The sequence below is a fragment of the Marichromatium bheemlicum genome (genome assembly GCF_012276755.1).
GTDB classification, from domain to species: domain Bacteria; phylum Pseudomonadota; class Gammaproteobacteria; order Chromatiales; family Chromatiaceae; genus Marichromatium; species Marichromatium bheemlicum.
Genome location: NZ_JAAXKX010000002.1, coordinates 19,752 through 34,709, shown reverse-complemented (window position 1 = coordinate 34,709; position 14,958 = coordinate 19,752). Strand labels below are relative to the sequence as shown.

At 68.1% G+C, this 14,958-nt stretch carries 11 protein-coding genes and 1 riboswitch; of the genes, 8 read left to right on the top strand and 3 right to left on the bottom strand.

Features of this window, described 5'->3' with window-relative positions; translation table 11 throughout:
* Nucleotides 1–93: 93 nt before the first annotated feature.
* The 4 genes from HF203_RS01730 to HF203_RS01715 are packed head-to-tail and all read left to right on the top strand — an operon-like array spanning nt 94 to nt 4,570.
* Nucleotides 94–2,181, top strand: a complete 2,088-nt coding sequence (locus tag HF203_RS01730) for a putative bifunctional diguanylate cyclase/phosphodiesterase (RefSeq protein ID WP_168665995.1) — start codon at nt 94–96, stop codon at nt 2,179–2,181.
* Entirely contained in the window at nt 2,178–2,498 is a 321-nt protein-coding gene (locus HF203_RS01725; RefSeq protein ID WP_168665993.1) for a hypothetical protein, read from the top strand. The genes HF203_RS01730 and HF203_RS01725 overlap by 4 nt, the downstream gene beginning before the upstream one ends.
* A 33-nt stretch (nt 2,499–2,531) precedes the next feature.
* Nucleotides 2,532–3,941 carry an ATP-binding protein gene (locus tag HF203_RS01720; RefSeq protein WP_168665991.1) on the top strand — a complete coding sequence of 470 codons (1,410 nt, stop codon included), beginning with the start codon at nt 2,532–2,534 and terminating at the stop codon, nt 3,939–3,941.
* Entirely contained in the window at nt 3,929–4,570 is a 642-nt protein-coding gene (locus tag HF203_RS01715; RefSeq protein ID WP_168665990.1) for a response regulator, read from the top strand. Before HF203_RS01720 ends, HF203_RS01715 begins: the two co-directional genes overlap by 13 nt.
* 41 nt (nt 4,571–4,611) lie before the next feature.
* Here the strand turns inward: HF203_RS01715 and HF203_RS01710 are convergent, their stop codons facing one another.
* Together HF203_RS01710 and HF203_RS01705 are read right to left on the bottom strand one after the other, a co-directional pair.
* Nucleotides 4,612–5,268: a thiol:disulfide interchange protein DsbA/DsbL gene (locus HF203_RS01710; protein ID WP_168665988.1), complete on the bottom strand. Its 657-nt coding sequence runs from the start codon at nt 5,266–5,268 to the stop codon at nt 4,612–4,614.
* 86 nt (nt 5,269–5,354) lie between these two features.
* A complete protein-coding gene (locus HF203_RS01705) occupies nt 5,355–5,861 on the bottom strand; it encodes a disulfide bond formation protein B (protein WP_168665986.1) in 507 nt (168 codons plus the stop codon).
* A 148-nt stretch (nt 5,862–6,009) separates the two neighbouring features.
* Between HF203_RS01705 and HF203_RS01700 the strand changes: the two genes are divergently transcribed.
* Nucleotides 6,010–6,993 carry a calcium/sodium antiporter gene (locus HF203_RS01700; RefSeq protein WP_168665984.1) on the top strand — a complete coding sequence of 328 codons (984 nt, stop codon included), beginning with the start codon at nt 6,010–6,012 and terminating at the stop codon, nt 6,991–6,993.
* 102 nt (nt 6,994–7,095) lie between these two features.
* Nucleotides 7,096–9,009 carry a cache domain-containing protein gene (locus HF203_RS01695; protein WP_168665974.1) on the top strand — a complete coding sequence of 638 codons (1,914 nt, stop codon included), beginning with the start codon at nt 7,096–7,098 and terminating at the stop codon, nt 9,007–9,009.
* A gap of 3 nt (nt 9,010–9,012) precedes the next feature.
* Here the strand turns inward: HF203_RS01695 and HF203_RS01690 are convergent, their stop codons facing one another.
* Entirely contained in the window at nt 9,013–10,746 is a 1,734-nt protein-coding gene (locus HF203_RS01690; protein ID WP_168665965.1) for an OPT family oligopeptide transporter, read from the bottom strand.
* Nucleotides 10,747–11,032: 286 nt separating this feature from the next.
* Here HF203_RS01690 and HF203_RS01685 point away from each other — a divergent pair, with 286 nt between their 5' ends.
* Nucleotides 11,033–12,457, top strand: a complete 1,425-nt coding sequence (locus tag HF203_RS01685) for a KamA family radical SAM protein (protein WP_168665963.1) — start codon at nt 11,033–11,035, stop codon at nt 12,455–12,457.
* A 120-nt stretch (nt 12,458–12,577) separates the two neighbouring features.
* Nucleotides 12,578–12,801: riboswitch (cobalamin riboswitch) on the top strand.
* A 171-nt stretch (nt 12,802–12,972) separates the two neighbouring features.
* Complete coding sequence (btuB, locus tag HF203_RS01680; protein WP_168665961.1) at nt 12,973–14,844, top strand: TonB-dependent vitamin B12 receptor; 1,872 nt, start codon at nt 12,973–12,975, stop codon at nt 14,842–14,844.
* Nucleotides 14,845–14,958 lie beyond the last annotated feature (114 nt).

The following is a 14,958-nucleotide window of genomic DNA, read 5'->3' as shown; positions in this document are numbered from 1 at the left end:
CGCTGGTGGATGCCGTGCGACCCGCGGTCGTTTGCTTCGACCTGTCCTGCCTCAACCTTGGATCGCGTGCGATCGGGTGAGACGGAGGACTAGATGGGGACGCAAGCGCACGATACGCAGGGGGCGGACGTGCACGGTCGGGTGCTGGTCGTCGATGACGATGCCCCGACCCGGGGGCTGATTTGCGGTGCGTTGCGACGCCAGGGGTTCGTCGTCGAGCCGGCGGTCAGTGGTGCACAGGCGCTTGCGTGCTTTGCGCGCAGCCCGCCGGATCTGGTGTTGCTCGATGTCCGCATGCCGGGAATGGACGGGGTCGAGGTCTGTCGGCGGATCCGCGCCCTCGAGGTCGAAGGCGTCACGCCGGTGATCATGGTCACCGGGGCCGATGAGGTCGAGACCCTCGAGGCTGCGCTGGAGGCCGGGGCGACCGATTTCATGGTCAAGCCGATCAACTGGTCACTGCTGATCCAGCGCGTTCGCTATGCGCTACACGCGGGTGCGCTCAGCCTGCAGGTGCAGCGCAACCATCAACACGAGCGCGTGGCGCGTCGCATCGCGCGTCTGGCCTTCTGGCAGTGGTCGCTGGCCGATGATGCCTTGTCCTGGTCGGATGACGCGCCGGCATTGCTCGGGGTTGACCCGGAGGCACTCGGGCGACTGTCCTCGGTGTTGGCGCTGGTCCATCCCGCAGACCGCGCCCGGGTCGAGCGCATGGTGCAGATGGCTGGGGGCGGTCGGGGACAGCTCGAGTTCGAGTTCCGATTGTGCACCGAGGCGGGCGAGCGCCTGTTGCGGGTGGTCGGGGAGCGGGCCGAGTACGACACCGATCGTGTCCTGGGGGTGCTCCAGGACCTCACCGAGATGCGCCGCACCGAGGCCCTGGTCGACTATCTATCGCTGCATGACGAGCTGACCGGCCTGGCCAACCGGCGGCTGTTCCTGCGCCAGGCCGACGCGATGCTGCATGCGGCGGCTGAGACCGGGGTGCTGGTCGGCTGGATCGATCTGACCGAATTCCATCGTCTCAATGACGCACTCGGCGAGTCGACCGGCGACCAGCTGTTGGGTCGGTTGGCGCGTCGGCTCGAGCTGGCGGCCCCCCCGCCCGAGGCCGTCGCTCGGGTCGGGGGGGATGAGTTCGCGGTGCTGCTGTGTGGCGCCGATCTACAGACGTTGCAGGCGCGCTTTGCCCAGTTGCTGCGCGCACTCGGGCAGCCCTATCCGGTCGAGGGGCGTGAGCTGGTGCTGACCCTGAGTGGTGGGGTTGCCTGTTATCCGCGCCATGCCAACGACGCCAAGCAGCTGCTCGCGTTGGCCGAACAGGCGCAGCGGCTGGCGCGGGTGCGTGGCACGCTGAGCGAGGAGGCGCTGGCGGAGCCGCAGCTGCGCCAGGGGTTGTCGGCTGCGCTGGAGCTGGAGCGGGCATTGCACGGTGCGCTCGAGCGCGAGGAGTTCCATCTCCACTACCAGCCGCAGCTCGAACTCGACTCGGGGCGGGTCGTCGCGGTCGAGGCGTTGCTGCGCTGGCGCCACCCGCGCTGGGGCGAACTCTCGCCGGCGCGTTTCGTCCCGCTGCTCGAATCGCTCGGGCTGATCCAGCCGGTCGGTGCCTGGGTGTTGGAGCAGGCCTGTCGTCAGTGTGTTGCCTGGCGCGACCTGGGGCTGGGGGTTGCGGTCAATCTCTCGGCGCGTCAGTTCCTCGACCCCGGGCTGTTCGGGTTGATCGAGCGGGTGCTCGGTGAGACCGGGGTCGATCCCGGACGTGTCGAACTCGAGATCACCGAGCGCTTGGCGATGCAGGAGCCGGAGGCGGCCGTCGAGCTGCTCGGTCGCTGTCGCGCGCTCGGGCTCAAGGTCGCGATCGATGATTTCGGCATCGGCTATTCGTCGCTCGAGTATCTGCAGCACTTTCCGCTCGACGTGCTCAAGATCGATCGTGCCTTCGTCGCTACCGTCACCCGCGGGCGACGGGCGCGGGCGATCGTGCGTGCGATCACGGTGATGGGGCAGAGCCTGGGGTTGACGGTGATCGCCGAGGGCATCGAGACCCAGCGTCAGTACGATTTCGTCGAGGCGCTCGGGGTCGATCAAGGGCAGGGGTATCTGATCGGACGGCCGCTCGCGGCCGCTGCGCTCGAGGCGCTGTTGGACGCCTTCGAGCCGCCGGGAGTGGCGCGATGAAGGCGGCCTCGCCGGGTGATGAGACCGAGGTGCTCTATGCGCTGGCGATGGCCATCGGCGAGAGTATTGACCTCGAGCCCATGGTGCGCCGCTTCCTGGTCAGCCTGGTGCGCCTGCTCGAGGGCAACGGCGCGGCCGTGCTCCAGCTCGAGCAGGTCTCCTCGGCGACACCGCCGTTGTGTTGTCTGTTGCCGCGCAACCTCGCGCGTACCCCCTGCTATGCCGATTTCTGGGAGCGCTGGACGCCGCAGCGGCTGTATCAGACGCTCGCTCAGCAACCCGGTGGTCTGCCGTTGGTGGCGGTCGATTCACGCTGAGCCCTGCATGCCTTTCGTCTCGATGGTTTCGGGGTGCTGTTGCTGCTGCGCGGGGCCGATGTCGGCGTGCTCTCGAGCCAGTTCCAACGCGCCTTCGTGCCATTGTCGCGCCGCCTCGCCAATGCCGCGCGGGGCTGCCTGTCCGAGGCCGAACTGCGTCATCAGCGCGCGCGTCTGGAGTTGGCGGCGGCCATCGCCGGGCTCGGGGTGTGGGAGTGGCAGCCGCAAGCCAATCGCCTCGACTGGGACCCGCGCATGCTGGCCCTGTATGCGTGCGATGCCGAGTCCTTCGGTGGACGGCTGGAGGATTGGTTGCAACGCATCCACCCCGAGGACCGGGCGCGAGTGGCAGCATCATTGCGCGCGGCGAACCCTTTCGAGACCGAGCTGCGGGTGCTGCTCCCCGGCGGGGAGCCGCGTTATCAGCGCGTTCAGGCCTCGAGCTGTGGTCATGCGGATCGAGCGATGCCGTGTCTGACCGGGGTCGCCATGGACATCACCTCGTGGAAACGGGTCGAGACCGAGCTGCGCGAGGCCAAGGAGATGGCCGAGTCGGCCAACGCGGCCAAGAGTCGCTTCATCGCCAACATGAGTCATGAGATCCGCACCCCGATGAACGGTATCATCGGCATGACCGAGTTGGCGCTCGAGACCGAACTAACCCCGACTCAGCGCGATTATCTCGCCATCGTGCGCACCTCGGCCGGGACCCTCCTGACCTTGCTCAACGACCTGCTCGACTTCGCCAAGATCGAGGCCGGTCGGGTCGAGCTCGAGCACATCTCCTTCGATCTCGTCGAACTCCTCACTGGTACCCTCAAGCCGCTCGGCACACAGGCCGCGGCCAAGGGGGTCGAGCTGGTGCTCGAGCTCTCGCCGAGGCTGCCCCGGCACCGCGTTGGTGATCCGGCGCGGCTGCGCCAGGTGTTGGTCAATCTCTGTGACAACGCGATCAAGTTCACTGCCGCTGGTGAGATCCGGGTCAGTCTGGAGACGGCCGTATCCGCGCCCGCCGAGTGGTTGGTGCTCACGGTTGCCGACACCGGCATTGGGATCCCGCCCGAGCAGGTCGGGGGGATCTTCGAGGCCTTCGGCCAGGCCGATGTCTCGATCACCCGCCGTTACGGTGGGACCGGACTGGGGTTGAGCATTACCGCGCGTCTGGTGGCGTTGATGGGTGGCCGGATCGAGGTCCAGAGCGAACCGGGGCAGGGCAGTTGTTTCCGTGTTGAGCTGCCCCTTCCGCGCGATGCCGGTGTCGGCGCCAGTGATGACGACGATGCACCGCGTCTCCACGGCCGGGCGCTGGTGGTCGAACCGCATCCGCTGGCGCGGCGTACTCTGAGCGGTTGGCTCGAGGGCTTGGGGCTGAGCGTGGTGGGCACCGCGACGGAGGTCGCCGAGGGCGATGCCCGTGGCGTGCCCCCTTGGTGTTGGCACTGATCGCGGCGCGTGAGGATGGTTTGGCGCTGGCCGAGCGACTGGTCGAGACCGGTCTAGTCGCGCGCCACCGGTTGGCGCTGCTCGCCTATGGGCTGCAGGGTGAGGAGGCGCGTCGCTGTGCTGGCGCCGGTTTCGCGGTATTGACCAAGCCGGTGAGTCCACGAGAGATCTTCGGGTTGCTGCGGGCGCTCGATGGGCCGCGTCCGGCGCCCTCGAGCACCGTCGCCGTGGCGGCGTTACCCACGGGGACGCGGGTGCTGCTGGTCGAGGACAACCTGATCAATCAACGCCTGGCGCGGGCCTTGTTGGAGCGCTGGGGGTGTGAAGTCACCCTCGCCGAGCATGGTGCCGAGGCGCTCGCGCGGTTCGTGCCCGGGCGCTTCGATCTGGTGTTGATGGACATGCAGATGCCGGTGCTCGACGGGCTCGGGGCGACGCGCGAGATCCGTGCGCGCGAGGCCGATCAGGGCAGACGGGTGACGATCGTGGCGATGACCGCCAACGCCATGGCGAGCGACCGCGAGGCCTGTCTGGCGGCGGGCATGGATGCCCATGTCCCCAAGCCGTTGCGTCCCCGTCAGTTGCTGGCGACCCTGCGTGAGCAGCTGGCTGCGGGGCGTGAGGGCTAGTGCACCCGTCGCCGCGCGTGTGGCCAGTGGTCTGCCCGGAATCAGCCGTCGCGTCCCGGTGCGCGTGCCTGCGCGATCAGGGTGTCGGTGATCTCGAGCAGGTCGCGATAGCTGCTCGCCCCCTGACCGAGTACGGCATAGCGGCCCGCCACCGTGATCCGAGGGACGGCGCGGATGCGGTAGCGTTGGACGAGGCGATCACTGCGCGCGATCTTGGCCTGGATGTCGAAGCCGTCGAAGAATGCGGCGAAGCGGTCGCGTTCGACCCCCTGCGCCTCGACCCAGTCGAGGATGGCCTCCGGGGTGTAGAGTCGGTGACGTTCATCGTGCAATGCCTCGAACACCTTCTGATCGAGGCGGGGCAGCGCCTCGCTCGCCTCCAGGGCGTAATAGAGTCGGGCGAGATTGGCCCAGGCGGTGCGACCGAAGGTCACCGGGACACGACGGAAGGCCACGTCCTCGGGTTGGCGCTCACCCCAGGCCTTGATCAGTGGGTTGAGGTGGCGGCAGTGGGGGCAGCCGTAGGAGAAGAACTCCAGGACCTCGATCTTGTCGGGATCGTCGCCCGGCTGGGGTGGGTCGATGGGGCGCCAGTCGTGGCCCTCGACCAGCGCGTTGGCCAGCGTCGGCGGGGACACGGTGAGGGCGCCGAGCCCACCGACCAGGGTGAGGTTGAAGTGTCGACGGCTGAGCGGCATCGCAGTGCTCTCCAGGCTCGAGGGGCGGGGACGGCGGTGGCGTCCGCACCCCGGGGTTCGGGGTCGCCGGGCGGTGCCCGGCACGATCAATCCTGCCCGTCGTCGACGGGCGGACGTGCGGCGCTCGCAATGAGCGCCCAGGTGGCGGCGAGGGCGCCGAGGATGAAGGCGATCGCCCCCCAGTTGGCCAACGACAGGCCGAGGATCTGCAGCCCCGGATCCTCGCAGAAGCCGGTGGCCAGGAACAGCCCCGGGGCGTATTGGCCGAGCCACTCGATCAGCTGCTCGATGGGGCCGAGTTCACCACCGATGCAACTGACCGCGCCGGGCGGTTGTAGTTGCAGCCAGCTCTGATAGAGCGCGCTCCAGGCCCCGCCGAGGGCGGTGATCACCGTCAGATAGCCGAGGACACGCACGCCCAGTGCCGTGCCGAGTGCGAGCAGGCCGGCGAGGGCGAACAGCAGGCGTTGGAAGATGCACAGATGACAGGGATCGAGCAGTAACCACTCGGTGAGCGCCACGCTGAATCCGGCCACGCCAAGTCCTCCGATCGCCAAGATGAACCAGATCGAACGGGGCTTAGGGCGAAACATCGCGATGACTCCTCGGCGTGTGAGAAAATGATGCGCTTGACCGGCCGTGCTGGCGCATCAGCGCCGGGGCCGGATCGAGAAATCATACCGAAAACCGGTCTGGGCGCGCGCGCGCCGCTGAGACGTTTGCGAGGTTTGAGAGAGACTGATGAGTTTGGCCTTTGTCGCTGTGATTGTCGGTCTGGTGCTCCTGGTCTGGAGCGCGGATCGATTCGTCGAGGGGGCCGCGGCGACCGCCGGTCACCTCGGGGTGCCGGTGTTGCTGATCGGCATGGTGGTGGTCGGGTTCGGGACCTCGGCCCCGGAGATGGTGGTCTCGGCCTTCGCCTCGGCCCAGGGCAATCCGGGGCTCGCGCTCGGTAACGCCTATGGGTCGAACATCACCAATATCGCGCTGATTCTGGGTCTCACCGCGCTGCTCAGCCCGATTGCGGTGCACTCGCGGTTGTTGCGCCGTGAGCTGCCGCTGCTGGCGCTGGTTACCGCGTTGGCGGTCTATCAGTTGTGGGATGGTGAGCTGTCGCGGTTCGATGCCTGGGTGCTGTTGGCGGTCTTTGCGCTGGTGATGGGCTGGACCATCGTCCAGGGGATGCGCGGGCGTGGCGATGCGCTCGGCGGCGAGATGGCGCAAGAACTCGATACCCACCCGCTACCGCTGGGTCGCGCCCTGGGGCTGCTGGCGCTGGGGTTGGTGGTGCTGCTGGGGAGTTCGCGGCTGCTGGTCTGGGGGGCGGTCGAGATCGCCCACGGCTTCGGTGTCAGCGATCTGGTGATCGGTCTGACCATCGTCGCCATCGGTACCTCGCTGCCCGAGTTGGCCTCCTCGGTGGCGGCGGTGCGCAAGGGCGAGCACGATCTGGCGCTGGGTAACGTGATCGGCTCCAACCTGTTCAACACCCTTGCCGTGGTCGGGATCGCCGGGGCCATCCATCCGGCCGCGATCGCCCCCGAGGTGCTCTCGCGCGACATGGTGGTGATGGTGGTGCTGACCCTGTCGTTGTTCGTGTTCGGCTATGGCTGGCGGCGCCAGGGGCGGATCAATCGCATCGAGGGCGCGGTGTTGATCGCTTGCTATCTGGCCTATATGGGCTATCTGTTCGCAAGCGTTAGCGCGGCGGCGGGGGTGGCCTGATCCTGTGACGATCGACGCCTCTTGCTGTCTGTCGCACCGATCCATTGCAGGGTTGCCGGGATCGGGGTCCTGTAGCCGATAGCGAGATAGCGGGAGAGTGATGTGCTGAGCCGAGTGCGTATCAGTGTGCAGCTTGCCGTCGCCGGGGTGGCGGCCATCCTGGTGACGGTGGCGTTGATCCTGCCCAGCGTCTTCCATCATTTCGGCGCGCTCTCCGAGCGCGCCGAACAGCGCCAGCTCCAGGACCTGTTCCTGACCTTGCGCTCGACGATCGATCAGGAGGCGGCGCGTGCCGTCTCGCTCGCTGCCGCCGTTGCCAACCTCCCGGAGGTACGCGCCGCCTTCGCCGCCGGCGATCGTGAGCGGCTGCGTGCGCTGACCCTGCCGTTGTTCGAGCGTATGCATGAGCCCTTCGGGCTGGTGCAATTCCAGTTCCACACCCCGCCGGCAACCTCCTTCCTGCGTCTGCACATGCCCGAGAAGTTCGGCGACGATCTCTCCGGGTTCCGCAATACCGTGCTCGCCACCAATCGCACCCGTGCCTCGGTCAGCGGGCTCGAGGAGGGCCGCGCTGGGTTGGGGATCCGCGGCATCGAGCCGGTGTTCGCGCCCGACGGGCGTCATATCGGTTCGGTCGAGTTCGGGCTCTCCTTCGGTGAGCCCTTCTTTGCCGCCTTCACCGAGCGCTTTGGCGCCCGCGCCCAGCTCTGGTTGCGTCGGGATCAAGGCTTCGAGCCCTTCGCCAGCACCCTCGAATCGGACTCGCAACTCACCACCACGGAGCTGCAGCAGGTCATGGCGGGGGCGCGCATCGAGCGGCAGATCCGCGTCCAGGGTAGACCGCTGGCGCTGTTGGCCACGGCGATCACCGACTATGCCGGTGAACCGGTGGGGGTCGTCGAGCTGCGGCTCGATCGCAGCGAGGACGCCGCGGCCTTCAGTCGCGCAATTCGCGATGCCCTGTTGTTCACCCTGCTGGCGCTGCTCGTCGGGGCCGGGCTGACCTGGCTGCTGAGTCGTGCCATTGCGCGTCCGATCCGCGTGGCCGCGGCGCGGATGCACGATATCGCCCACGGCGACGGCGGCCTCACCCTGCACCTTGATGAGCGCGGCGGCAATGAACTCAGCGAATTGGCGGCGGCCTTCAATGCCTTTGTCGACCGCATCCACGACCTCATCGGCGAGTTGGTCGGGGGCAGTGATCGGTTGAGCGAGGCCGCCGCCGGGTTGTCGGCGACCAGCGAGCATATTCACGCCCAGCTCGAGCGCCAGCGTTCGGGGACCGATCAGGTCGCTACCGCCATGACCGAGATGACCGCCACCGTCGCCGAGGTCGCGCGCAATGCCACGCGCGCGGCCGAGGCGACCCGTGACATGGAACGCGAGGCCGGCGGTGGCGCGACGGTGGTACGCGAGACGATCACCGCGATCGAGACCCTAGCCGTGGCGGTGGAGGATGCCGCGAGCGTGATTACGCGGCTCTCTGACGATGCCGAGGCGATCGGTCGTATCCTCGAGGTGATCGGGGGGATCGCCGAGCAGACCAACCTGCTCGCACTCAACGCCGCCATCGAGGCGGCGCGTGCGGGCGAGCAGGGGCGCGGTTTCGCGGTGGTCGCCGATGAGGTACGCAACCTCGCCGGGCGCACCCAGTCGGCTACCCACGAGATCCAGGGGATGATCGAGGCGCTGCAGGGGGGGACCCGCGAGGCGGTCGCGGCGATGGCCGACGGTCGGGCCAAGGCCGGCGAGAGCGTGGCCCAGGCCGGGCGCGCCGGGGCGTCGCTGGAGCGGATCACCGGCGAGGTGAGCACCGTCAACGACATGAACGCGCAGATCGCCAGCGCCGCCGAGCAGCAGCGCGCGGTGGCCGAGGAAATCGATCGCAATCTCTCCGGGATCAGTCACGAGGAGGATGAGATCGCCACCGTCTCGCGACGCATCGCCGAGGCCGCCGAGGCGATGGCCGCCCTCGCCGCCGAACAGCAGGCGCGGGCGCGTCGGTTCAAGGTCTGAGCCTCAGCCGAGCACCCCGAGCAGGGCACGGCCCACGCCGCTGAGGCTCTCCCCGGCGATCAACCCGGCGGCCGTGGCGAGCAGGAAGCGCTCGGCCAATCGTGGGCGGTAACGTGCGAGGGCGTGCCCGACCAGACTGCCGAGACAGAGGGTGAGCGAGAGCGAGGCCGGAATCACCATCGCCAGACCCAAGGCCGCCGCGCTCGGCACCCGGTGTGGCCCGTAGCGCGATTCGAGCAGGGTCAGCGTGATCCCGCAGCCGGTGGCGACGAGGAGCGCCGTGAGTGCACTCGGTGGCAGTGCCGCAAGTCCCTGGTCCAGGGTTTCGGCCACCACCTTCCAGGTCGCCACCGCCGGGGCCGGCCACTGCTCGGTGATCAGCATCGTCGCCGGGTCCGGGATCAGCTGCAGATAGACCAGACTGCCGACCAGGCTGCCGACGGCCACCCCCAGGCACTGTGCGATCACCTGATGCCCCGGGGCGGTACCGACGGCGTGTCCGGCCTTGAAGTCGTTGAGCAGGTCGGCGCTCTGACCCGCCGCGCCGCCGGCGACATTGGCGCCAATCAGGTTGGCCGTCTGATCACCTGGTGCGGTGATACCGCTGCTGAGTTGCGAGACCTTGCCGATGGCGCCGATCGGCGGGATGCCGGTCTCGCCGACCACCCGCGCTGCCACCATCGCCAGCACGAAGGCGATCGGTACCGTCAACAGTGCGAGCAGCCAGTGGATGTCGAAGAGCAGGGTCTGGGCGAGTACCACCAGGGCGCTGGCGAGCGCCAGCCCGAACCGGCGCATCCGTATCGCGCCATCGTCCTCGCTGGCGTCCTTCGTGCGGGCGTTGTGCACGGCGCGCAGCTGGATCACCAACCGGGTCAGGGTCGCGGCGACCAGCAGCGCCACGCCTGGCCACAGCAGCCACTCGATCATGGTCGCGAACCAGCTTGCCGTCGGGTCGTTCGCGCCCGGCAGGATGAATCCCCCATACAACCCCAGTGGGCCGAGCAGCGCCCAGGCGATGAGCGCGCCGAGCAATAGCGAGAGCCCGGCGCGTACCCCGATGATGGCGCCGAAGCCGGCGAGCATCAGCGAGGGATCGAGGCTGAGGGTGAGATTCTTGGCGCTGATGGCCGGTGCACCGGCGAGGGCGCCACTGGCCGGCAACTCGAACCCGAGCCCCGGACGCGGCAGCGGCCAGCGCCCGCTGTCGAGCCACTTGATCGCTGCGGCCAGCGCGCCGCTACCGAGCAGGATGCGTAGCCTGAGCCGCGTCTCGTGGCCATGGCGAAACATTTCTTGCAGGGTCTCGGCGGTCGCTCGGCCGGTGGGGAAGGGCAGTGGGGTGCGCACGATCAGTCCGGCGCGTAGATACCAGGCGACCCAGATGCCGAGGAAGCTGACCGCGAACACCCAGGCGATCAGTTCGCCGGCGGGCAGGTTGTCGCCGGAGAGCATCGCCAGCGCGGGGATCGGCGCGACCAATCCCCCCGAGATGATGTTGGCCGCCGAGGAGGCGGTGGTCTGGGTGATGTTGCCCTCGCCGATGGCCAGCGGTGCGCTCAGGCGCAACCGTGCAAACACGGCCCACAACCCGCTGGTGATCAACAGCGCCACGATCGAAACATTGAACGACCAGCCGATCTTCAGTCCGGCGTAGACGTTGCAGGGGGTAAGCAGTGCACCGAGCAGGGCGCCGCTGATGAGCGCGCGGGTGCTCAGTTGTCGTTGCGTGTCCATGTGACTCCCCGGTCCTGGTCAGGGTAGGCATGGTAACCATGGATGCGAATGGGTGCGATCCGTGTTCGTTGTGACGGCTCAGGCCCTTCGGCTGTGTTAGCATGGCGCGCATCCTATGCGATGACTTCCGTCCGGGGCCCGGCCCTGGATCCTCTGCGGCGCGCACGCGCCCGGCGCTGGCGAAGCGCACACGACGGGCACCGTCACTTCATTCGCCAACCCCTTTGGATAGCCGTACCCATTTGGTTCTGCGTCCTCTTCTGACTATCCACAGAGGAGCTTTGTCATGTCCTACAACAATGCCCAGCCCCAGCGGGCGGTGGCGGCCAAGCCCGCCCGTCCGTTCCGTGTCCATACTCAGCGTACCCTCGATCGTATCGAGGCGTTGCGTGGACTCCCCGCCGACCACCGCTTCGCGATGAAGGTGGTCTCGACCGTGTTGCCGTTTCGTGTCAACGACTATGTGATCGAGGAACTGATCGACTGGGACCGCATCCCCGATGATCCGATCTTCCAGCTGGTGTTCCCGCAGCAGGGGATGCTCAGCGAGCGCCACTTCGATCGCATCGCCGATCTGCTGCGCGCCGAGGCCGAGCCCGCCAGGCTTGAGGCGGCGGTACGCGAGATCCGCGCCGCGCTCAATCCGCACCCGGCCGGACAGCTCGAGAGCAATCTGCCCAAGCTCGACGGCGAGCGCCCGCTCGAGGGGCTGCAGCACAAGTATCGTGAGACCGTGCTGTTCTTCCCCAGTCAGGGGCAGACCTGTCACGCCTATTGCAGCTTCTGCTTTCGCTGGGCGCAGTTCGTCGGCGACAAGTCGCTGCGCATCGCCTCGAACGAGGCCTCCGGGCTGCACGACTACCTGCGCCAGCATCGCCAGGTCACCGATCTGCTAATCACCGGCGGCGATCCGATGGTGATGAAGGCGCGTCATCTCGAGGCCTATCTCGAACCCTTGCTGCGCCCCGAGTTCGACCACGTGCAGAGTATCCGCATCGGTACCAAGGCGCTGACTTTCTGGCCCCACCGTTTCGTCGACGATGCCGACAGCGATCAGCTGATGGCGCTGCTCGAGCGCTTGGTGGCCCATGGTAAGCATGTTGCGCTGATGGCCCACACCAATCACTGGCGCGAACTCGACACCAACATCGCCCACGAGGCCGTCGCGCGGTTGCGTGCCACCGGTGCCGAGATCCGCAGCCAGGGCCCCTTGCTCGCCCACATCAACGACAACCCCGAGGTGTGGGCGCGGATGTGGCGTACCCAGGTACGACTCGGCATCATCCCCTACTACCTGTTCGTGCAGCGCGACACCGGCGCCCAGCACTACTTCGAGGTGCCGCTGGTGCGTGCCTGGGAGATCTATCGCAAGGCCATCCAGCAGGTCTCCGGGCTCGCTCGTACCGCGCGTGGGCCGAGCATGAGCGCAGGACCGGGCAAGGTCGAGATCCAAGGCGTGACCGAGGTCGCCGGTGAGCAGGTGTTCGTGCTGCGCTTCCTCCAGGGGCGCAATCCCGACTGGGTCAATCGCCCCTTCTTCGCCCGCTTCGACCCCAAGGCGACCTGGCTCGATGACTTGGTGCCGGCCTTCGGCGCGGATCGCTTCTTCTTCACCGACGAGTATCTCACCCGTTGGCCCAGCGCTCAGGCGGCGCGGATCGCCGCGGTGCGGGCGCCCGAGCCGCTGTTGCCCGAGGTCTCCGGGCTCTGATCCGGGGCGGTGAGCGCTCCTTGCGAACGCTGCTGGCGCCGCCCTCGGCTTGATCCCGGTCAGTCGGCCTGTTGCAGAGTCGGGGTGGGCGTTGACTTGCCTCCGCCGATCGGACTTAATCGGCGCCCTCGATTCCGCGGTGGCCCCTGGACGCAGCTCCGGGGCTGAAACGGGAAGACCGGTGCGCCGATCCTCGTCGATCGGCCAGTCCGGCGCTGCCCCCGCAACGGTAGACGAGTCAGGATGCGACTGATGCCACTGTGTCGATCATGGGAAGGCGTCGTGTCCGGGGCCGGCGTGGCCCGCTCGTGAGCCCGGAGACCGGCCTCGGAATCAGGACTACGCCGGCGCAACCTGGCCGGTGGGTCCGTCAAGCCGGGGCTGCGTGGGGAAGCCGGGCGGGGGGCAGGGTCGGCCGCGCGTATGCGTGGCGCGATAGCGCCTGTCCGCTGCTCATCCAGCCCTTACCGATGATCGATCCCTGCGGGTGAGCAGGGGTGAGTGAGGAGCCTGAGATGAAGCATCCCTTGATGCTGGTGGCGCTGGCCGCGCCGTTGAGTACCCCGGTCTGGGCACAGACCGATTCCCAACTGCTGGAACCGACGGTGGTCACCGCCACCCGTACCGCCGAGCCGGCGGGCGAGACCCTGGCCACGGTGAACGTGATCGATCGTGCCGAGATCGAGCGCCGTCAGGCCCGCTCGGTCCCCGAACTGCTGCGTACCCTGCCCGGGGTGAGCGTCGCCCAGAGCGGCGGTCCCGGCCAGTCGGCCTCGGTGATGCTGCGCGGCACCAATTCCGACCACGTGCTGGTGCTGGTCGACGGGGTGCGCGTCGGCTCGGCGACCCTGGGTACGACCTCGCTGCACGATCTGCCGGTGGCCCAGATCGAGCGCATCGAGGTGGTGCGCGGGCCGCGTTCGAGCCTCTACGGCTCCGAGGCCATCGGTGGTGTCATCCAGATCTTCACCCGTCGCGGTGGCGGCGCGCTCACCCCGCGCTTCAGTGTCGGGATCGGTGAGTTCGGGACCGCTACCGTCTCCGGTGGGCTCTCCGGCGGTGGCGAGCGCGCCTGGTTCAACCTCGGCGCCAACTTCGAGCAGACCGACGGGATCAATGCCTGCGCCGGTCGCGCCGTCCCCTATGCCGGTTGCGGTGTCGATCAGCCCGATCGCGACGGCTACACCAGCCAAGGGGTTAGCGCCCGCGCCGGTTATGCCTTCAGCGAGCGCGCCGAGGTCGAGTTCCATCTGCTCAGCGCCGAGAGCGCCAACGATTTCGACGGCTCGGCCTTCTCCGGTAATCAGGCGCGCGCCTCGCAACAGGTGATCGGCGCGACAGCGACCCTGCGCCCGCTCACCGCCTGGACCCTGAGCCTCGCTGCCGGGCGTAGCTGGGACGACTACCGGGTGTTCTACGACGCTGCCGCTGCGGGTGCCTTCGATCGCTTCGTCGACCGCTTCCAGACCGAGCGCGACAGCCTCTCGCTGCAGAACGACGTGACCATTGCCCCGGGGCAACTGGTGAGCCTCGGGATCGACTACGCCGACGATCGTGTCGGCGGTACCGTCGACTATCTCGAGGAGGCGCGCGACAACCTCGGTGTGTTCGGCCAATACCAGGGCAGCTTCGGTGCCTTCGACCTCAAGCTCAGCGCGCGTCAGGACGACAACCAGCAGTTCGGCAGCCATACCACCGGCAGCGCCGCGCTCGGTTATCTGTTCGCCAACGACATCCAGGTCGCGCTCTCCTACGGCACTGGTTTCAAGGCGCCGACCTTCAACGAACTCTACTACCCAGGCTTCGGCAACACCGCGCTCGACCCCGAGCAGTCCGAGAGCGTCGAGCTGATGGCCAACGGTCGGCTGCCGCTGCCCGGGCGGATGATCGGCGACTGGCAGTTGAGCCTCTACCAGACCGAGGTCGACGACCTGATCGCCTATGACTCGGCCACCTTCGCCCCGGCCAACGTCGACTCGGCGCGGATCCGCGGCCTCGAGGCCGCCGCCGAGGTGCGCTGGGACGACTGGACGCTGGCCGGCAATCTCACCCTGCTCGATCCCGAGAACCGCTCCGAGGGTGCCAACGACGGCAACCTGCTGCCGCGCCGCGCCGAGCAGAGCCTGCAGCTCGACCTCGATCGCACGCTCGGACGCTGGCGCGCCGGCGCGACGCTGCAACTGGTCGGCGAGCGCTACGACGACCTCGCCAACGAGGTCGAACTCGACGCCTATGCGCTGCTCGATCTGCGCGCCGAGTACGCGTTCAACGATGCCCTACGGTTGCAGGGGCGGCTGGCCAATGTCCTCGACGAGACCTACGAGACGGCCTATCTGTACAATCAGCCCGGTCGTGCGTTCTATCTGACGCTGCGCTACCAGCCCTGATCCCGGTGGTCGCCCCGGCACGGGGCGGCCCGCCCCGTCGAGCAGATCCGCCATGTCCTCGATCCCTTTCCGCCGCCGCGAGCGGTATTCGACCCCGTCGCGCCGATGCGCTGC